At 60.2% G+C, this 18,629-nt stretch carries 21 protein-coding genes; 14 read left to right on the forward strand and 7 right to left on the reverse strand.

Annotated features, from left to right (window positions below; genetic code table 11):
* Window positions 1-29 precede the first annotated feature (29 nt).
* Both ispA and xseB read right to left on the reverse strand, forming a co-directional pair.
* On the reverse strand, window positions 30-917 hold the full coding sequence (gene ispA / locus Q9290_RS10005; RefSeq protein WP_306079512.1) for a (2E,6E)-farnesyl diphosphate synthase: 888 nt from the start codon (window positions 915-917) through the stop codon (window positions 30-32).
* Entirely contained in the window at window positions 914-1,159 is a 246-nt protein-coding gene (gene xseB / locus Q9290_RS10010; protein ID WP_306079513.1) for an exodeoxyribonuclease VII small subunit, read from the reverse strand. The genes ispA and xseB overlap by 4 nt, the downstream gene beginning before the upstream one ends.
* A 210-nt stretch (window positions 1,160-1,369) precedes the next feature.
* Here xseB and pomA point away from each other — a divergent pair, with 210 nt between their 5' ends.
* The 3 genes from pomA to thiI all read left to right on the forward strand — a co-directional run bounded on the left by pomA (window position 1,370) and on the right by thiI (window position 4,562).
* On the forward strand, window positions 1,370-2,125 hold the full coding sequence (gene pomA / locus Q9290_RS10015) for a flagellar motor protein PomA (protein WP_306079514.1): 756 nt from the start codon (window positions 1,370-1,372) through the stop codon (window positions 2,123-2,125).
* Window positions 2,125-3,024: a flagellar motor protein MotB gene (locus Q9290_RS10020; RefSeq protein ID WP_306079515.1), complete on the forward strand. Its 900-nt coding sequence runs from the start codon at window positions 2,125-2,127 to the stop codon at window positions 3,022-3,024. The genes pomA and Q9290_RS10020 overlap by 1 nt, the downstream gene beginning before the upstream one ends.
* 89 nt (window positions 3,025-3,113) lie before the next feature.
* The gene (thiI, locus tag Q9290_RS10025) at window positions 3,114-4,562 is read left to right on the forward strand and encodes a tRNA uracil 4-sulfurtransferase ThiI (RefSeq protein ID WP_306079516.1); all 1,449 of its coding nucleotides are present in this window, start codon (window positions 3,114-3,116) and stop codon (window positions 4,560-4,562) included.
* A gap of 146 nt (window positions 4,563-4,708) precedes the next feature.
* Here thiI and Q9290_RS10030 read toward each other — a convergent pair whose 3' ends face one another.
* On the reverse strand, window positions 4,709-5,599 hold the full coding sequence (locus tag Q9290_RS10030) for a ketopantoate reductase family protein (protein WP_306079517.1): 891 nt from the start codon (window positions 5,597-5,599) through the stop codon (window positions 4,709-4,711).
* A 105-nt stretch (window positions 5,600-5,704) separates the two neighbouring features.
* On the opposite strand from Q9290_RS10030, the gene Q9290_RS10035 reads away from it, so the two are divergent.
* A complete protein-coding gene (locus Q9290_RS10035) occupies window positions 5,705-6,187 on the forward strand; it encodes a YajQ family cyclic di-GMP-binding protein (RefSeq protein ID WP_306079518.1) in 483 nt (160 codons plus the stop codon).
* Between the two features lie 140 nt (window positions 6,188-6,327).
* On the opposite strand, the gene Q9290_RS10040 is transcribed toward Q9290_RS10035, so the two are convergent.
* Genes Q9290_RS10040 through Q9290_RS10055 form a run of 4 tightly spaced genes read right to left on the reverse strand, consistent with a single transcriptional unit; the run spans window position 6,328 to window position 9,982 of the window.
* Window positions 6,328-7,695, reverse strand: coding sequence for an AmpG family muropeptide MFS transporter (locus Q9290_RS10040; RefSeq protein ID WP_462806088.1), 1,368 nt, complete (start codon window positions 7,693-7,695; stop codon window positions 6,328-6,330).
* Between the two features lie 2 nt (window positions 7,696-7,697).
* Window positions 7,698-8,252 carry a peptidylprolyl isomerase gene (locus Q9290_RS10045; protein ID WP_306079519.1) on the reverse strand — a complete coding sequence of 185 codons (555 nt, stop codon included), beginning with the start codon at window positions 8,250-8,252 and terminating at the stop codon, window positions 7,698-7,700.
* Complete coding sequence (locus Q9290_RS10050) at window positions 8,253-8,834, reverse strand: YajG family lipoprotein (RefSeq protein WP_306079520.1); 582 nt, start codon at window positions 8,832-8,834, stop codon at window positions 8,253-8,255. It abuts the gene before it with no gap.
* A gap of 11 nt (window positions 8,835-8,845) precedes the next feature.
* Complete coding sequence (locus tag Q9290_RS10055) at window positions 8,846-9,982, reverse strand: methyltransferase (protein ID WP_306079521.1); 1,137 nt, start codon at window positions 9,980-9,982, stop codon at window positions 8,846-8,848.
* A 61-nt stretch (window positions 9,983-10,043) separates the two neighbouring features.
* Here Q9290_RS10055 and Q9290_RS10060 point away from each other — a divergent pair, with 61 nt between their 5' ends.
* From Q9290_RS10060 to nqrM, 10 genes are all read left to right on the forward strand, one after another.
* Window positions 10,044-10,643: an alpha-ketoglutarate-dependent dioxygenase AlkB family protein gene (locus Q9290_RS10060; RefSeq protein WP_306079522.1), complete on the forward strand. Its 600-nt coding sequence runs from the start codon at window positions 10,044-10,046 to the stop codon at window positions 10,641-10,643.
* A gap of 44 nt (window positions 10,644-10,687) precedes the next feature.
* Complete coding sequence (locus tag Q9290_RS10065; RefSeq protein ID WP_306079523.1) at window positions 10,688-11,005, forward strand: BolA family protein; 318 nt, start codon at window positions 10,688-10,690, stop codon at window positions 11,003-11,005.
* A gap of 365 nt (window positions 11,006-11,370) precedes the next feature.
* The gene (locus Q9290_RS10070; protein WP_306079524.1) at window positions 11,371-12,714 is read left to right on the forward strand and encodes a Na(+)-translocating NADH-quinone reductase subunit A; all 1,344 of its coding nucleotides are present in this window, start codon (window positions 11,371-11,373) and stop codon (window positions 12,712-12,714) included.
* Between the two features lie 5 nt (window positions 12,715-12,719).
* A complete protein-coding gene (locus tag Q9290_RS10075; RefSeq protein WP_306079525.1) occupies window positions 12,720-13,958 on the forward strand; it encodes an NADH:ubiquinone reductase (Na(+)-transporting) subunit B in 1,239 nt (412 codons plus the stop codon).
* Window positions 13,951-14,721 carry a Na(+)-translocating NADH-quinone reductase subunit C gene (locus Q9290_RS10080; protein ID WP_306079526.1) on the forward strand — a complete coding sequence of 257 codons (771 nt, stop codon included), beginning with the start codon at window positions 13,951-13,953 and terminating at the stop codon, window positions 14,719-14,721. Before Q9290_RS10075 ends, Q9290_RS10080 begins: the two co-directional genes overlap by 8 nt.
* Window positions 14,714-15,346, forward strand: a complete 633-nt coding sequence (locus Q9290_RS10085; RefSeq protein ID WP_014291675.1) for an NADH:ubiquinone reductase (Na(+)-transporting) subunit D — start codon at window positions 14,714-14,716, stop codon at window positions 15,344-15,346. The genes Q9290_RS10080 and Q9290_RS10085 overlap by 8 nt, the downstream gene beginning before the upstream one ends.
* Window positions 15,347-15,349: 3 nt before the next feature.
* The gene (nqrE, locus tag Q9290_RS10090; protein ID WP_014291676.1) at window positions 15,350-15,946 is read left to right on the forward strand and encodes an NADH:ubiquinone reductase (Na(+)-transporting) subunit E; all 597 of its coding nucleotides are present in this window, start codon (window positions 15,350-15,352) and stop codon (window positions 15,944-15,946) included.
* 26 nt (window positions 15,947-15,972) lie between these two features.
* Window positions 15,973-17,196, forward strand: coding sequence for an NADH:ubiquinone reductase (Na(+)-transporting) subunit F (gene nqrF / locus Q9290_RS10095; protein WP_306079527.1), 1,224 nt, complete (start codon window positions 15,973-15,975; stop codon window positions 17,194-17,196).
* A 6-nt stretch (window positions 17,197-17,202) separates the two neighbouring features.
* Complete coding sequence (locus Q9290_RS10100; RefSeq protein ID WP_306079528.1) at window positions 17,203-18,237, forward strand: FAD:protein FMN transferase; 1,035 nt, start codon at window positions 17,203-17,205, stop codon at window positions 18,235-18,237.
* Between the two features lies 1 nt (window position 18,238).
* Window positions 18,239-18,463, forward strand: coding sequence for a (Na+)-NQR maturation NqrM (gene nqrM / locus Q9290_RS10105; protein WP_014291679.1), 225 nt, complete (start codon window positions 18,239-18,241; stop codon window positions 18,461-18,463).
* Window positions 18,464-18,629: the final 166 nt, after the last annotated feature.

Raw genomic sequence — 18,629 nt, forward strand, 5'->3', positions numbered from 1 at the left:
GGCTTGGGCTTGTCGTTATTGTTGTCGCTTCAGTATTCGCGCTGCACTATGTAGTGGGCGAAGGCTTCCAGAGTGTCGGTGTTGCAGGGCAGACCGGCCAGGGCGGCGAGGGCGTCTCGATGCAGGCGGTTGGCCAGCTCACGGGCACCGTCCAGCCCCAGCAGCGCCGGATAGGTGCTTTTTTGCTGGGCCAGATCCTTCCCCTGAGTTTTGCCCAGGGTTTCGGTGCTGGCGGTAATGTCGAGAATGTCGTCCTGCACCTGAAACGCCAGGCCAATGGCCTCGGCATAGCGGCTGAGGGCGTCCAGCTCATCAGGCGACAGGGTGGGGGAACACAAGGCCCCCAGGCGCACGGCGGCACGGATCAGCGCCCCGGTCTTGTGGCGGTGAATGGCCTCAAGGGTGGCGCGCTCTACCGGTCTGCCTTCGTGGTAGATGTCCAGGGCCTGACCGCCGCACATGCCGCCGTAGCCGCTGGCGGCGGCCAGCTCCTGCACCATGCGCAGACGGCGTTCGGCAGGCAGACTGCCGGTGGCGTCGCTCAGCAGTTCAAAGGCCAGGGTCTGCAGGGCGTCGCCGGCAAGAATGGCGGTGGCTTCGTCAAAGGCCTTGTGCACAGTGGGCTTGCCCCGGCGCAGGTCGTCGTTGTCCATGGCCGGCAGATCGTCGTGGATCAGGGAATAGGCGTGAATGCATTCAATAGCGGCAGCGGCGGCGTCGGCGGCCTGATCGTCGGCATCTTTGGTCAGTCCGGCGGTGGCATACACCAGCATGGGGCGCACCCGCTTGCCGCCCTGCAGCAGGCCATACTCCATGGCATCGCGCAGAGTGGGGGCCAGGTCGTCCAGCCGGTCCAGGGCGCGGCGCAGGGCGGCGTTAATGCGTTCGCCGTATTGCTGTTGCCAGTGGGCGATCACGGCTGCTGCTCCTCATTGGCGCCAAAGTCGGCCAGGGTGTCGCCATCTTTCATCAGAATTTTGACCTGCTGTTCGGCCTGGCTCAGCCGCTGCTGGCCGGCGCGCACCAGCTGCACGCCCCGTTCAAACGATTTCAGTGCCTGCTCCAGACTCAGCTCTCCCTGCTCCAGCTGACCCACCAGGCCTTCCAGCTCGGCGAGTGCGCTTTCAAAGTCCATGTTTTCCGGTTTTTTGGCAGCCACGGGCATCCTCTGTTCTATCGCATGCAAAATTGGGCCAATAGTAACACCGCTGCCCGGAATTTGGCGAAGGATTAGCGACTTTCAGCCGCCGGGCCTGCGGGCCGTTAAGCATTTTTGTGGGGTGCCGATAATAACACCGGCGACAAAGCTGGCCCGCAAGGGGTAAGATTGAGTCGTTTTTGCCCGCGTTAACTGAAGAGGACTCCTGTTTTGGATCTGGCAACACTGCTCGGACTGATTGGCGGATTTGCGTTCGTCGCCATGGCGATGGTTCTGGGGGGCAGCATCACCATGTATGTGGATGTGCCTTCCATCTTCATTGTGTTTGTCGGCTCGCTGTTCGTGGTGATGATGAAGTTCAACCTGGGCCAGTTTCTGGGTGCGGCCAAGGTGGCCGGCAAGGCCTTTATGTTCAAGCTGGAAAAGCCCGAAGAGCTGATCGAACGGGTGGTGCAGCTGGCCGATGCGGCGCGCAAGGGCGGCTTTCTGGCCCTGGAAGAAGCGGAGATCACCAACCCCTTTCTGCAAAAGGCGGTCAACATGCTGGTGGACGGCCACGATCAGGCCGTGGTGAAGGCGGCGCTGGAAAAGGACATTGATCTTAATGCCGAGCGTCAGGAGGCGGGGGCCAGGATCTTTCGCTCTCTGGGGGATGTGGCCCCGGCCATGGGCATGATCGGTACCCTTATCGGCCTGGTGGCCATGCTGGCCAACATGGACGATCCCAAGGCCATCGGCCCGGCCATGGCCATTGCTTTGCTCACCACGCTTTACGGCGCCATGCTGGCCAACATGGTGGCCCTGCCCATTGCCGACAAGCTCGACCTGCGCTCGGAAGAAGAGCGCCTTAACCGCACCCTTATCATGGACGCCGTGCTCGGCATTCAGGACGGCCAGAACCCTCGCGTGTTGCAGGGACTGCTGGAAAATTACCTGGCCGAGAACAAGCGCTCCAAGGAGGACTAGTGGCCAAAAAGAACAAGCCGCAGCCGGCAGGAGCGCCCGCCTGGATGGCCACCTTTGCGGATCTGGCCACCATTCTGATGAGCTTTTTCGTGCTGCTGCTGGCCTTTGCAGAAATGGACGTGCTCAAGTTCAAGCAGATTGCCGGCAGCATGAAGTTTGCTTTTGGGGTGCAAAACCAGATAGAGGTGACCGAAATTCCCAAGGGGACGTCGGTCATCGCCCTGGAGTTCCGGCCCGGCCGGCCCGAGCCCACGCCCATTAACACCATTATGCAGCACACCACCGACTCCACCCTCACCGAGCTGGACTTTCAGCCCGGCGAGTCGGACCGGGCCTCGGGCCAGAGCCGGGAAGACGGCAACATGAGTGGCAGCCAGCAGCCCGACATGCCGCAAACCAGCGCTCAGGCCATCAGCCTGGCCCAGGCCATGGCCGAGGAGCTGAGCAGTGCCATTGAGCAGGATGCCCTTGAAATTGAAGCCCTGGGCCAGCAGGTGGTGATCCGCATTCGCGAGAATGCCTCCTTCCCCGCCGGCTCGGCGTTTTTGCAGCCCCAGTTCTGGCCGGTGATTCGGCAGATTGGCCAGCTGGTAAAAGATGTGCCCGGCGAAATTCTGGTGTCGGGTCATTCCGACGATATCGGCAGCGGCTATGAGCTGTTCAGCTCCAACTGGGAACTCTCTACCCAGCGGGCGCTGGCGGTGGCGGATCAATTGCGCCGCACCGACGGCTTTGACGACAGCCGCATGGTGGTGATGGGGCTGGCCGACACCAAGCCATTGGTGGACAACGACACCCCGGAAAACCGCCGCCGTAACCGGCGGGTGGAGATCACCATTTCCCAGGGCAAGCCGGTGTATACCAAGCCCCTTGAGGCGGTACCGCCCAACAGCCCCTGATCTGCTTTTCTTTTAACCATAAGCCCGGCACGTGTATAATGCCGGGCTTTCTTTTTTATGTTTATGTGTTGTCCGAGCGTACCGAAATTATGAAATTTATCATCAAGCTTCACCCAGAAATGACCATCAAGAGCAAGTCGGTGCGCCAGCGCATGAGCAAGATCCTCTCCGGCAACATTCGCAATACCCTCAGGCCGCTGGATGAAACCGTCAAGGTGCGGGTCGACTGGGACAAGCTGGTGGTGCGCAGCAACAACACCGATGAAGCCCACCGCCAGGTTCTGATTGACGCTCTTGGCTGCATTCCCGGCATTCAGTCGTTTCTGGAAGTGGTGGAATACAAGGTATCGTCTCTCGATGACATTCTGGAGCACACCCAGGCCATGTTTGGCGACCAGCTTGCCGGCAAAACCTTTTGCGTGCGCGCCAAGCGCCGGGGCAAGCAGGAGTTCAGCTCGCTGGATGTGGAGCGCTATGTGGGCGGCGGCCTGAACCAGCGTTGCGAGACCGGCGGCGTCAAGCTCAAGCAGCCCGATGTGCAGATCAACCTGGAGCTGGATGACGACCGGCTTTATCTGGTGAGCAAGCAGCACGCCGGCATGAGCGGTTATCCCATCGCCACTCAGGAGAGCGTGCTCAGCCTGATGTCCGGCGGTTACGACTCGGGCGTGTCGTCCTGGCAGTTCATCAAGCGTGGCAGCCGGGTGCATTACTGCTTCTTTAACCTGGGCGGCCGCGAGCACGAGGCCGGGGTGCGCGAGGTAGTACACTTTTTGTGGAAGAAATACGGCTCTTCCCACCGGGTCAAGTTTATCTCTGTGCCCTTTGAGGGCGTGGTGAGCGAGATCCTCGAGAAGATCGACAAGGGCCACATGGGGGTGGTGCTCAAGCGTATGATGATGCGCGCCGGTGCCGAAGTGGCCGAGCGCCTGGCCATTAATGCCCTGGTGACCGGCGAGTCCATGGGCCAGGTGTCGAGCCAGACGGTGACCAACCTCAACGTTATCGACCGGGTGACCGACACCCTGATCCTGCGCCCGCTGATCGCCACCGATAAGCAGGACATCATCGATCAGGCACGGGCCATCGGCACCGCCTCTTACGCGGAAAAAATGCCGGAATATTGCGGCGTGATTTCGCAAAAGCCCACCATCAAGGCGGTGCTGAGCAAGGTGGAAGAAGAAGAAGCCAACTTTGACTTTGGTGTGCTCGACACCGCGATACAGGCGTCGTTTGTGGAAGACGTGCGCGATCTCGGCAAGGTATGGGAGGTGCCGGAAGTGGAATTCAGCGAACAGGCCACCGAAGAAGAGGTGATCCTCGATATTCGTGCCCCCGAGGAAGAAGAGCTGTCGCCGCTGGAAGTGGACGGCCACAAGGTGGTGCACCTGCCGTTTTTCCGTCTGGCCCACCAGTTTGGCGAGCTGGATCAGAACAAGACCTACCTGCTGTACTGCGCCCGCGGTGTGATGAGCCGGTTGCAGGCCATTCATCTGAAAGAGCAGGGCTTTGAGAATGTGAAGGTGTACAAGCCGTAATCCTGATCACCCGACAACGCCATAGCCCAAACCATTCGTCACTCCGGGCCTGACCCGGAGTCCAGGGCAGTTGCACTGTGGTTTACAGAAAGATGCCGGGTCGTTGCCCGGAATGACGCTTGCCTGTCGGGCTTTTCCCCCTCCGCTTATCCTCCCAGCTTTTTCACTTCGTGATACAACTGCCGGCAGACCGGCACCGGCAGCTTGCCGGCGTGTTTCTGCACATAGCCGGTGATGTAATCGATCTCGGTGGGGCGGTGGTGGGCCAGATCCTGATGCATGGAAGAATAGTTGGTGGCAGTCAGCTCAATCACCGCATTCAGCCGGCGGCGAAACTGCTCCAGGGTCTCGGTCTCCCCCAGTGTTGCCAGCACGGCGTGGACTTCTTCACTGAGCTGAGTCAGCACGTCGGCAAAACGGGGTTCGTGCAACTGGCCGTTGCGAATACGGTGGCAGGCGGTCAGCGGGTTGATCACCGCATTAATGCCAAGCTTTCGGTGTTGCAGCGAGAGTATGTCCTCACTCCACTCGGCGTGGCCCAGGGCCCTGGCCAGCGGTGCCTGCAGGTGGGCAAAGGCTCTGCCGCCTTCGTTCACCGGGCCCAGCCAGGTTTCTCCCTTGCCGGTGTGACGCACCTGCCAGGGGCCTTCCCTTAATGCGCCGTGGCTGGTGACCCCTGCCAGCAGCGGGTTGTGGGGAAAGGCACGGGCCACGTCGTCGGCCACGCCCATGCCGTTGTGCAGCAGCAGTATGGGGGTGTCGGCGGACAGGTCGCGCAGGCCGGTGAGGGCGGGCAGCACCTGATAGGCCTTGGTCATCACCAGCAGGCACTCCACTCCGGCAGCCTGCTCGGCAAAGCGACGGTGAGTGTTTACCAGCCGGCGACGCTCGTTAAGAGCGATAAATTCAAAGGCCGGATGAAAATGCCCCCGGTGGCGCTCGCTCAGCAGCAGCGAGACCGGCTGTTGTTGTTCGGTCAGCAGGGCGGCAAAGGTGCAGCCCAGGGCGCCGGCCCCCAGTATGGTCCACTCATGCATCACACTCTCCCTGAACTCTGATATTCTTCTGCTTTATTAAAATCATACGTTAGCCGCGAACCGTTGCCGTTGCCAGCGGTTTCGGCGCCGAGCCAAGGAGCCACCATGCCCTCTTTTGACATTGTTTCCGAAGTGGAAATGAACGAAGTACGTAACGCCGTTGAAAACGCCAACCGCGAGCTGACCACCCGCTATGATTTTCGCGGCGTGGAGGCCAGCTTTGAACTCAACGACAACAAGGTAAAGCTGGCGGCCGATGCCGATCTGCAGCTGCAACAGATGCGTGACATGCTGCGAGGAGCGCTTATCAAGCGGGGCATAGACGTTCGCGTGCTGGATGCGGGAAGCATTGTACGTTCGGGCAAGCGCCATGTGCAGGAAATGAGCTTTCTGCAGGGCATTGACAGCGCGCTCGCCAAGAAGCTGGTCAAACTGATCAAGGACAGCAAAATCAAGGTGCAGGCGTCCATTCAGGGCGAGCAGTTACGGGTAACCGGCAAGAAGCGGGACGATCTGCAACAGGTCATGGCCCTGCTGCGCGCCGAAGAGCAGGAGCAGCCGCTGCAGTTTAATAACTTCCGGGATTAAACCTTCATTTGCGTCATTTCCGCGAAGGCGGAAATCCAGAACAGGGTGCACTTGCCTTAACCGTGGCCGAATACCTGCCGACACGTGTTGGCCCCGCCGCCGTCTGTCCTGGCCCCCCGCCTTCGCGGGGGTGACAAATCTTATGCCTCACGTTTTAGCGGCACCCGCCGGGCGACCACCGCAATCAGTACCAGCACCGGCAGGCCGAGGGCAGCGGTGCCGGTAAAGAAACCGGCGTAGCCGATGGTATCCACCGCCAGCCCCGAGAAGCCGGCCACGAACTTGGGCAGCAGCAGCATCACCGAGCTGAACAGGGCGTATTGGGTGGCGGAAAACGCCACATTGGTCAGGCTCGACAGATAGGTTACAAAGGCGGCAGTGGCAATGCCGGCGCTCAGGTTGTCCAGCGAGATAATCACCGTCAGCAAACGCACATCCGGCCCCAGCTGGCTCATTAATGCAAACAGCAGGTTGGTACCGGCGGTGAGCAGGGCCCCCAGCATCAGAATGCGCAGAGTGCCAAAACGGCCCACCAGCACGCCCCCCAATGCCGCCCCGGCCAGGGTCATGATCACGCCATAGATCTTGGTCACGGTGGCAATTTCGGTCTTGGTAAAGCCCATGTCCACGTAAAAGGGGTTGGCCATTACGCCCATTACCACATCGGCAATGCGGTAGCTGGCGATCAGCCCCAGGATCAGCAGCGCCTGCCAGCCAAAGCGCTGAAAGAAGTCGGCAAAGGGAGCCACCACGGCGCTTTTGCCAAAGGCCGCCAGCCCCGCCAGCCAGGCCGGCCAGCCGCTGGCCACCAGGTGATCTCTGTGCTCCCGTTGTGAACGTTGCTGCTCCCCCAGATCCACCTTCGGCTCGTGCAGCAGCAGACAGGTAAGCACGCCCACCAGCATGCAGCCGGCCATGGCAAGGTAAGCTACCTGCCAGCCACCCATGTCGTAGCCGGTGTCGGAGCCGGCCCAGGCGGCAATGGCCAGCGCCCCGGCGCCGGCCATGATCATCGCAAGGCGATAGCCGGTCATGTAGGCGGCGGCCAGTGCGCCCTGCAAGCGTTCCGGCGCCGACTCAATGCGATAGGCGTCGATCACGATATCCTGGGTGGCGGACGCAAAGGCCACCGCCAGGGCGAACAGCGCCAGTTGCGAGAGATCGGCGGTGGGGTCGGAAAACGCCATGCCCGCCAGTGCCGCCATAATGATGCCCTGGGAGAACAGCATCCAGCTGCGTCGTCGGCCCATCAGCCGGGACAGCAGCGGCAGCGGCAGCCTGTCCACCAGGGGAGACCACAGCCACTTCACGCCGTAGGCCAGCGCCACCCAGCTGAAAAAGCCGATGCTGGTGCGGCTGACACCGGCTTCCCGCAGCCAGAACGACAATGTGCCAAACACCAGCAGCAGCGGCAGGCCGGAGGAAAACCCCAGCGCCAGCATGATCATTACCCGTCGCTCGGTATAAAGCGACAGGCTTTGTTGCCATTTCAGTGCCCGGGCTCTGATGGTTACTCCTCGGGCAGGCGACGAACCTGCTCCAGAATAATGGGCTGTTCGGGCACATCCCGGGCACGCAGTTGCAGGCTCATGCCGGTGGGCACGGCGGCCATGCGTGCCAGCACTTCTTCGCCTTTGACGACCTTGCCAAACACGGTGTATCCGGCGCGGCGGCCGCCGTCGAGTGAAAGGTTATCGGACAGGTTGATATAGAACTGGCGGGTGGCGCTGTGCGGGTCCTGGGTGCGGGCCATGGCGATGGTGCCGGTGGTGTTCGACAGGCCGTTGCCCGATTCGTTCTGCACCGGATCATAGGTGGGCAGGCGCTCATAGTCGCTGGTAAAGCCGCCGCCCTGCACCACAAAGCCCGGGATCAGCCGGTGAAACAGGGAGCCGTCGTAGCTGCCGTCGTCCACGTAGCGCAGAAAGTTGGCCACGGTTTTGGGCGCGGCTTCTTCGTTCAGTTCCACTTCCAGGCTGCCCAAGCTGGTGACCAGCTCGACCCGGGGGCCGGCGAGGGCGGTGGCGGACCACAGGCCCGCCAGCAGGATTAACATTTTTTTCATTTAGTTACCGTTAATAAAGTTCTGTACGTCACGATCGGCGAGAATATCCTGCACCATCAGACTCAGCTGGCGGTCGAGGGCATCGGTGACCTTGTCCAGCTCGGGGTGCAGGCGGCCGGGGAATTCCTGTTGGGCGCTACGGCGATACTGTTTGGTGACGCGGCGGCCGTCCCGCTCCAGCACCAGCTGCACCCGTACCTTTTGCACCACGTCATAGCTGATGTGGCCGCGGATCACCCGGGACAGCACTTCCTGCAGCTCCAGGGTGGCGCGGGTCGGGGCGCCCTGCTCGATAAAGGCCCCCTGGGTGCTGAAGCCCTGGGCCAGCGCCTGTTCCATCTGCAGCCGCAGGTTGTTGGCGGCCCCCACCACCACCGGCGATTTGTCTTTCTGTTCAATCTGAATAATGAAATCACTGCTCCGGTTGTCGCTGCTCGACAGCGCCAGGGGCTGGCCCCGGTACACGCCGCCGGTTACCTCGGCCGGCGCCGGATTGACGTCCACCGCGATGGGGTAATAGCTGGCACAGGCGGTCAGGCCAAGGGCCAGTAGAGAGGCGGTCAACCATTTGATGTGATTCATGAATAGGTCCTTCAGGCGGTATGAATGGCTCTCAGAATAACGAATTTGCGGTTGGATGCCACTACCCGCTGATTGCCAAACAGCCGTTTGAGTTTCTGGTGGTAGTCCAGATGGCGGTTGCCCACCAGCAGCAGCTCGCCGCCCCGGCGCAGCACCCGGCGGGCATCGGTCATCATCTGCCAGGCAATGTGATCGGTAATGGCCTGTTGCTGGTGAAAGGGCGGGTTGCACAACACCAGATCGGCACTGTCGGGCGCCATGCCGTCGAGACAGTTATTGACCATAAAGCGGGCCCGATCCATGGCCTCGGGCAGGTTGCGCTCCACATTAAGTCGGGCACTGGCCACGGCCATGTGGGATTCGTCCGCAAAGGTGACGGTGGCGTCGGGATTGCGGGCCAGGGTCATCAGCCCCAGTACGCCGTTGCCGCAACCGAGATCGATCACCCGGCCCGGCCGGTTGGCGGGCAGGTGCTCCAGCATAAAGCGGGCGCCAATGTCGAGGCTGGCGCGGGAGAACACAGCGGCGTGGTTATAAATGGTGAAGTCGCTGTTTTCCAGTTTCCAGGCCAGCGGCGCCGGCGTGGAGGCAGGGGCAATGCTCATATCCCGCTCGGCAAAGATCAGCCGGGCCTTTTTCCAGGCCAGGCTGGTGCGGGTGGGGCCCAGGTACTGCTCAAAAAGCTTGAGGGTCGAGGTATGCACGTCCCGGGCCTTGGCCCCGGCGATGATCAGGGTTTGCGGTCCGGCCACCCGGCTGATGGCGGCCAGCTGATGTTCCAGCAGGGCATTGGTTTTGGGCAGCTTGAGCAGCACCAGGCCGGGCGCGTCGGGCAGTTCGTCCAGGCTGGTGAGCGCCTGCCAGTCGGGGGCCAGCCGGTTGTCGGCGGCATTGGCGGCCAGCGCCAGCTCGGCCACGCGAGAGTCGGTGACGGTATAAGGCCGGTATTGGTGCAGGGCCAGCGTCAGAGCGCCAAAGGCATCGTTGAGAATCACCAGGGGCGCGCTCCGGTCCCAGTCCTGAGTGGCCAGCTCGTTCATGATATATTCGTCGGCCGCTTCCCAGGCCTGCAGGCCGTGCCGGGCCTGACGGGGGTAGCGGTGCAGCTCGAGCTCGCCGCCCTCGGCAAGAGGAAAGTGATGATTCATGGAGTTCACGCCTGATGTTTGCAAAGGGCGGCATTTTACCAGTTTGAAGGGGAAAATCAGCATGCAGCTATGGTCCGAGCCCGAGTGGCTCACGCTCAACCAGGGCCGCCTGTTGTGGTGGCCCGGAGCCTTTGCCGCCGAGGCCGACGCCTGGCAGGCCGAGCTTGAGCACGCCATTCCCTGGCAACAGCACCGGCTGATGATGTTTGGCCGGGAACTCAACGAGCCCCGGCTGTCCTGCTGGATGGGCGACTGGGCATATCGTTATTCGGGCCGGGAGCGGGTGCCGGTATCCTGGCACCCACTGGTGAAAGCCATGGCCGGAAGGCTTGAGACCATCTGCGGTCAGCCTTTTGACGGTGTGCTGCTTAATTTATACCGCAACGGCCACGACAGCATGGGCTGGCATGCCGACGACGAGCCGGAACTGGGCTCCAACCCCATGATTGCCTCGGTCAGCCTGGGCGAGCGCCGGCGCTTTTTGCTGCGCCACGCCGGTGGCGAGCAGCGGGAGCTGTGGCTGGAGCACGGCAGCCTGCTGGTGATGGCCGGTGAAATGCAGCATCATTGGCGCCACGCCCTGCCCAGAATGGCCCGGGCCGGGGGCCCACGAATCAACCTGACCTTTCGAAGGCTTGCCCGACCAAATGAAAGTGGGTAAGGCTTGCGCCTGTCATCTGTCCTGTTAATCGCGAGGAGAACGCCATGTCGATGCAAAGCACCATAGAGCACAAGGTAACGGAGGCGCTGTCGCCCGAGCACCTGGAGGTGGTGAACGAAAGCTATATGCACAGAGTCGAGCCCGGCTCGGAGACCCATTTCAAGCTGGTGGTGGTGAGTGCGGCCTTTGAAGGCCAGCGGCTGCTGGCCCGCCACCGCACCCTGAATACCCTGCTGGCCGACGAGCTCGCCGGCGGCGTGCACGCCCTGGCACTGCACACCCTGACCCCGGCCGAATGGCAACAGCGGGGAGGGGTGCCGGACAGCCCCAATTGCATGGGCAAGGGGGGCGTATCGGCCTGAGCCGACTGTTATTTGTGGTTAGCGAAATTGTTATGGACCCGGTTGGCGTGGAAACCGCTTCCATTCCGGAGCCGCTTGCGACCAAAGCATGATTCCGCCTTGAAAATCATGGCCTTATTTTTGCTTGGTGAATTATCGAACAAGCCGATTTTGCTGACCATGGCGGTAATTTTTAGCAAATGCCATGGCAGCCGTTGTCGTAAAAGTGCTAGAATTACGCGCCTTTTAAATCGGGCTGGATGTTACCGGAGTGTAGTCGTGCTGTTGTCAGGGCGATGCGAACATGCCGGTAGCGACTCATCAGCATGTTGTCATGTTCTGCATGGCAAGTACCTGTCTTCCCCTAACAAGTAGTGCAAGTGAGTATGATTACAATTAAAAAAGGACTGGACCTCCCAATTGCCGGGGCACCAGAGCAAGTAATCTACGATGGTCCCTCCATCAAGCGCGTTGCTACGCTGGGTGAGGAGTATGTGGGTATGCGCCCTACCATGCACGTCAAGGTAGAGGATCGCGTCAAGAAGGGTCAGGTTATCTTCGTCGACAAGAAGAATCCTGGCGTCAAGTTCACAGCTCCCGCCGCCGGTACAGTGGTTGAAATCAACCGTGGCGCCAAACGTGTTTTGCAATCCGTTGTTATTGCCGTTGATGACAGCGAAGAGCAGATTACTTTCAAAAGCTATAGCTCTGCCGAACTGGCCAAACTGGAACGTGAAACCGTACAGGAGCAGCTGGTTGAATCCGGCATGTGGACTGCCCTGCGCACCCGCCCTTACAGCAAGGTGCCGGCGCTGGACTCCACCCCGCGCTCCATCTTCGTGACCGCCATGGACACCAACCCGCTCAGCGTCAATGCCGAGCTGGTGATCAAGGAAAACGCCCAGGCGTTTACCGATGGCCTACAGGTGCTGAGCCGCCTGACCGATGGCCAGGTGCACGTGTGCAAGGGCGAAGGCAGCCTGCCTCAGGCCTCTGCCGGTAACGTCAAGGAACATGTGTTCGGTGGCGTACACCCGGCCGGCCTGCCCGGTACCCACATTCACTTTATCGATCCCATCGTGCCCGGCAAGGTAGTCTGGAACATCAACTACCAGGACGTGATCGCCTTCGGCAAGCTGTTCACCACCGGTGAACTCTGCACCGATCGCGTGGTGGCCCTGGCTGGCCCCGTGGTGAACAAGCCCCGTCTGCTGCGTACCCGCATCGGCGCGTCTCTCGACGAGCTGACCGCCGGCGAACTGCAGGACGGCGAAAACCGCGTCATTTCCGGCTCCGTGCTGTCCGGTAACACCGCCGATGGTCCTCACGCCTACCTGGGTCGCTACCACCTGCAGGTCTCCGTACTGAAGGAAGGCCGCGAGAAGGAATTCATGGGCTGGCTGGCCCCGGGTTCCAACAAGTTCTCGGTTACCCGCGCCTACCTGGGCCACCTGGCCAAGGGCAAGCTGTTCGATCTGACCACCACCACCAACGGCTCTGCCCGTGCCATGGTGCCGATCGGCAACTACGAGCGCATTATGCCGCTGGACATTCTGCCGACCCTGCTGCTGCGTGATCTGCTGTCTGGCGACACCGATAGCGCCCAGAACCTGGGCTGCCTGGAGCTGGATGAAGAAGATCTGGCACTGTGCACCTATGTGTGCCCGGGCAAGTACGATTACGGCCAGGTGCTGCGTCAGTGCCTGACCAAGATTGAGCTAGAGGGCTAAGAGAAATGAGTTTGAAGCACACTCTGGAAAAAATGGAACACCATTTCGAACCGGGTGGTAAATACGAGAAGTTTTACGCCCTGTACGAAGCGGTGGCCACCGTGCTCTATACCCCGGGCATGGTAACCAACAAATCCTCCCATGTTCGCGACAGCATCGATCTGAAGCGCATCATGATCATGGTGTGGATGGCGACCTTCCCCGCCATGTTCTTCGGCATGTACAACGCCGGTGGTCAGGCCATTGCGGCCCTCACCAGCATGTACAGCCCGGCCGATCTGGCCGGCGTGATCGACGGCAACTGGCGTTACGGCCTGGCCGACAGCCTGGGGGCAACCCTGGGTGACGGTGCCGGCTGGGGCAGCAAAATGCTGCTGGGTGCCACCTACTTCCTGCCCATCTACCTGACCGTGTTCATCGTCGGTGGTTTCTGGGAAGTGCTGTTCGCCTCCGTGCGCAAGCACGAAGTGAACGAAGGCTTCTTCGTGACCTCCGTGCTGTTCGCCCTGATCGTGCCCGCCACCCTGCCGCTGTGGCAGGCGGCCCTGGGCATCACCTTTGGTGTGGTCATGGCCAAGGAAATCTTTGGCGGTACCGGCAAGAACTTCCTCAACCCGGCACTGGCGGGTCGTGCGTTCCTGTTCTTTGCCTACCCGGCCGAGATCTCCGGTGACACCGTCTGGACCGCCGTTGACGGCTTCTCCGGCGCCACCGCCCTGGGTCAGTGGGCCGCCGGCGGCCAGGCTGCCCTGATGGACGCCAACACCGGCGCCGCCATCAGCTGGATGGATGCCTTTATCGGCAACATTCAGGGTTCCATCGGTGAAGTGTCTACCCTGGCCATCCTGATTGGTGGTCTGTTCATCATCTACATGGGTATTGCCTCCTGGCGTATCGTGGGTGGCGTGATGCTCGGCATGGTGGCAACCGCGATGCTGTTCAACATGATCGGCTCCGACACCAACGCCATGTTCTCCATGCCCTGGTACTGGCACCTGGTGCTGGGTGGCTTCGCCTTCGGCATGATGTTCATGGCGACCGACCCGGTATCCGCGTCCTTTACCAACAAGGGCAAGTGGTGGTACGGCGCGCTGATCGGCGTCATGGTGGTGCTGATCCGTGTGGTCAACCCGGCCTTCCCCGAAGGCATGATGCTGGCCATTCTGTTCGCCAACCTGTTCGCTCCCCTGTTCGATCACTTCGTGGTTCAGGCAAACATCAAACGGAGGCTGGCCCGTGGCTAAGAAAGAAACTATCGGCAGAACCTTTGCCGTTGTCGGCAGCCTCTGCCTGGTCTGCTCCATCATCGTATCCGGCGCCGCCGTGATACTGAAGCCGACTCAACAGCGCAACCAGGCGCTGGACGTGCAGACCAACATCGTGGATGTGGCCGGTCTGGGCCGCCAGGACGTGGCAGAAAACTACGAGCGTTTCATCGACGCCCGTCTGCTCGATCTGAGCACCGGTGAGCTCACCGACCAGGCCGCTGCCGGCTACAACCAGCGTAATGCCTCCAAGGATCCCGCCACCAGCATCAAGCTGAGCCCGGAAGAAGATCCCGCCGGCATTCGCCGCCGTGCCAACCTGGCCCCGGTTTACCTGGCCAAGGATGAGAACGGCGAGCTGGACAGCATCATTCTGCCGGTACACGGTCAGGGCCTGTGGTCCACCATGTACGCCTTCGTGGCGGTTGAGCCCGATGGCAACACCATCAAGGGCATCACCTATTACGAGCAGGGTGAAACTCCCGGACTCGGCGGTGAAGTGGAAAACCCGGCTTGGCGCGCCCAGTTCGTTGGCAAGAAGCTGTTTGATGAAAACGGCGAGCCTGCGCTGCGTATCGTCAAGGGCGGTGCTCCCGAAGGCGCGCCTTCCAGCGTAGACGGCCTGTCCGGTGCAACCCTGACCTCCGACGGTGTGCAAAAAACCTTTGAATTCTGGCTCGGTGAGAAAGGCTTCGGTCCTTTCCTGGCCAAGGTTCGTGAAGGAGAACTGAACAATGGCTGATAAAGCTGAAATGAAAAAGGTTCTGTTCGGTCCCATCATCGGCAACAACCCCATCGCCCTTCAGGTGCTGGGTATCTGTTCTGCCCTGGCGGTGACCTCGCAGATGCAGACGGCATTCGTTATGTCGCTGGCGGTAATTGCGGTAACAGCGTTCTCCAACCTGTTTATCTCGCTGATTCGCAACCAGATCCCCAACTCGGTACGGATTATTGCCCAGATGGCGATCATCGCTTCTCTGGTAATTGTGGTGGACCAGATCCTCAAGGCCTATGCCTATGACATCTCCAAGCAGCTGTCGGTATTCGTGGGTCTGATCATCACCAACTGTATCGTTATGGGTCGCGCAGAAGCCTACGCCATGAAGAGCCCGCCCATGATGTCGTTCCTCGACGGCATCGGTAACGGTCTGGGCTACGGCCTGATCCTGCTGGTGGTGGCCACCATTCGTGAGCTGTTCGGCTCCGGTACCTGGTTCGGTATCGAAATCCTGCCGCTGATCAAAAACGGTGGCTGGTATCAGGCCAACGGTCTGCTGCTGCTGCCGCCGAGCGCCTTCTTTATCATCGGTGGTTTTATCTGGGTACTGCGTACCTTCCGCCCCGAGCAGGTGGAGGCCAAGGAGTAAAAGATGGAACATTATCTGAGTCTGTTTGTTCGTTCAGTGTTCATCGAGAACCTGGCGCTGGCCTTCTTCCTGGGCATGTGTACCTTCCTGGCGGTGTCCAAGAAGGTAAAGACCTCCTTTGGTCTGGGTGTGGCGGTTATCGTGGTACTGACCATTTCGGTACCGGTTAACAACCTCATCTACAACTTCATTCTGAAAGACGGCGCCATGGTCGAAGGCGTGGATCTGAGCTTCCTGAACTTCATTACCTTTATCGGGGTAATTGCGGCACTGGTGCAGATCCTGGAAATGACCCTGGACAAGTTCTTCCCGGCGCTCTACAACGCCCTGGGCATCTTCCTGCCGCTGATCACCGTTAACTGCGCCATCTTTGGTGGTGTGTCGTTCATGGTGCAGCGGGACTACAACTTCGGCGAGTCCATCGTCTATGGTTTTGGTTCCGGTGTGGGCTGGATGCTGGCCATCGTACTGCTGGCCGGTTTGCGTGAGAAGATGAAGTATGCGGATGTGCCCGATGGTCTGCGCGGCCTGGGTATTACCTTTATTTCCGCCGGCCTGATGGCCCTCGGCTTCATGTCTTTCTCTGGCATTTCTCTGTAAACCCAGTGACGGAAAAGGAATAAACGATGGAAATCATTCTAGGCGTGGTCATGTTCACCGTGATCGTGCTGGCCCTGGTAAGCATTATTCTGTTTGCCAAGTCCAAGCTCGTCGCGGAAGGGGATGTGACTATCAGCATCAATGACGATCCCGACAAGGCGATCACTTCCGGTGCCGGTGTCAAGCTGCTGGGCGCCCTGGCGGCCAACGGTATCTTCGTATCTTCTGCCTGTGGTGGCGGTGGCTCCTGTGGCCAGTGCCGTGTACGGGTACTGGACGGTGGCGGTGAAATTCTGCCCACCGAGCTGGATCACATCTCCAAGCGCGAAGCCCGCGAAGGCGAACGTCTGTCCTGTCAGGTGAACGTCAAGCAGGACATGAAGATCGAGCTGCCGGAAGAAGTGTTCGGTATCAAGAAGTGGGATTGTGAAGTTATCTCCAACGATAACAAGGCCACCTTCATCAAGGAACTCAAGCTGAAGATCCCCAACGGCGAAAGCGTGCCTTTCCGTGCCGGTGGTTATATTCAGATTGAGGCGCCGCCTCATCACGTCAAGTACAAGGACTTCGACGTACCCGAGGAATACCGCGAAGACTGGGACAAGTTCAAGATCTTCGATCTGGAGTCCAAGGTAGACGAAGAAACCATTCGCGCCTACTCCATGGCCAACTACCCGGAAGAAGAAGGCATCATCATGCTGAACGTGCGGATCGCAACGCCGCCGCCCAGCAACTGGACTGCCCCTCCCGGCAAGATGTCTTCCTACATCTGGTCCCTGAAGCCGGGTGACAAGGCCACCATCTCCGGTCCCTTCGGTGAGTTCTTTGCCAAGGAAACCGAGGCCGAAATGGTGTTCATTGGTGGTGGTGCCGGTATGGCCCCGATGCGTTCGCACATCTTTGACCAGCTCAAGCGCCTGAACTCCAAGCGCAAGATCAGCTTCTGGTACGGTGCCCGTTCCAAGCGCGAAATGTTCTACGTGGAAGATTTCGACGGTCTGCAGGAGCAGTGTGACAACTTCCAGTGGCATGTGGCCCTGAGCGATCCTCAGCCCGATGACAACTGGGACGGTTACACCGGCTTCATTCACAACGTACTGTATGAAAACTACCTGCGCGATCACGAAGCGCCGGAAGATTGTGAGTACTACATGTGTGGACCGCCCGTGATGAACGCCGCCGTTATCAACATGCTCAAGAACCTGGGCGTGGAAGATGACAACATCCTGCTGGATGACTTTGGTGGTTAATCACTGATGATCAATCGCGTAATCAACTGGCTGGCCCCATTGGGGCTGGCCTTTTTATTGGCGGCCTGCCAGCCAACCAGCGAACCCCGCCCGCAGCTGCATCTTACCGGCAACACCATGGGTACCTACTACTCCATCAAGATAGTGGGCGCCGATGACAGCCGGTCCGAGGCTCTGCAAGCGGAAATCGACCGGCGGCTGGAGCAGGTCAATGATCACATGTCCACCTACCGCGAGGATTCCGAGCTCAGCCGCTTTAACCGGCACGACGATGATACGCCGGTGGCGGTGTCGGCTGATACCGCCAAGGTGGTGACCGCCGCGCTGCAGCTGGGCCGGCTCACCGAGGGCGCCCTGGACGTAACGGTAGGGCCCCTGGTGAACCTGTGGGGGTTTGGCCCGGACGCCCGGCCCACCCACATTCCTAGCGACGAGCAGCTGGCCGAGGTCAAGGCCCGGACCGGGCTGGAACACCTCTCCGTGCACACCACGGCCGAAGGAGAGTTTCTGCAAAAGTCACTGCCCGGGCTCTATGTGGACTTGTCCTCCATTGCCAAGGGCTTTGGCGTGGATGCGGTATCGGAATACCTCAGTGAGCAGGGGCTCACCAACCATCTGGTGGAGATCGGGGGCGAGGTGAAAACCCGCGGCCTGAACGCTCACGGCCAGGACTGGCGCATCGCGGTGGAAAAACCCGGCCCGGGCACGGGCATGGTGCAGCAGGTGGTGGCGATTGCCGGCACCAGCGTGGCTACTTCCGGAGATTACCGTAATTACTATGAGCTGGACGGCAAGCGACTGTCCCACACCATGGATCCGGCTACCGGCAAGCCGATCACTCACCGGCTGGCATCGGTGACAGTGATTCACCCATCCTGTATGATCGCAGACGGCCTGGCTACGGCGCTGACGGTGATGGGAACGGAGCGGGCACTGGCGTTTGCCGAGCGGCGGGGGCTGGCGGTCTATCTGCTCACCAAGACGGATGACGGTTTCCGGGTGGATATGTCCAGCGCCTTTCAGAAGTATCTAAGAGGTTGATATGCTGTATTTTCTGATTACCTTCGGAGTCTTTGCCCTGGTGATTGCGGCCATGGCCATCGGCTACATTATTCAGCGCAAGACCATCTCCGGCTCCTGTGGAGGCCTGGGTGGCATTGGCGTGGAAAAAGCCTGTGACTGTCCCGATCCGTGCGACAACCGCAAGAAGAAAATGGCGAAAGAAGAAGCCCGCCGTAAAATGCTGGAAGAAAACCGCATTATCTGATCGCCGGGGGGTGAGGAATAAGGTGTGAGGAGTTTACTTTCTCCTCATGTCCACCCCCTTGCCCCTTACTTTCTCCTTCCTTGATCCAGGGCAAATCCACCGCAGCTTTTCCTGGCTATTCGTGCCCTTTACCCCCCTTTTGCTGTCATGTAACTGTGTTAATCTG

The sequence above is a fragment of the Oceanimonas aquatica genome (assembly GCF_030732065.1).
In the GTDB taxonomy this organism is placed as follows: Bacteria; Pseudomonadota; Gammaproteobacteria; order Enterobacterales; family Aeromonadaceae; genus Oceanimonas.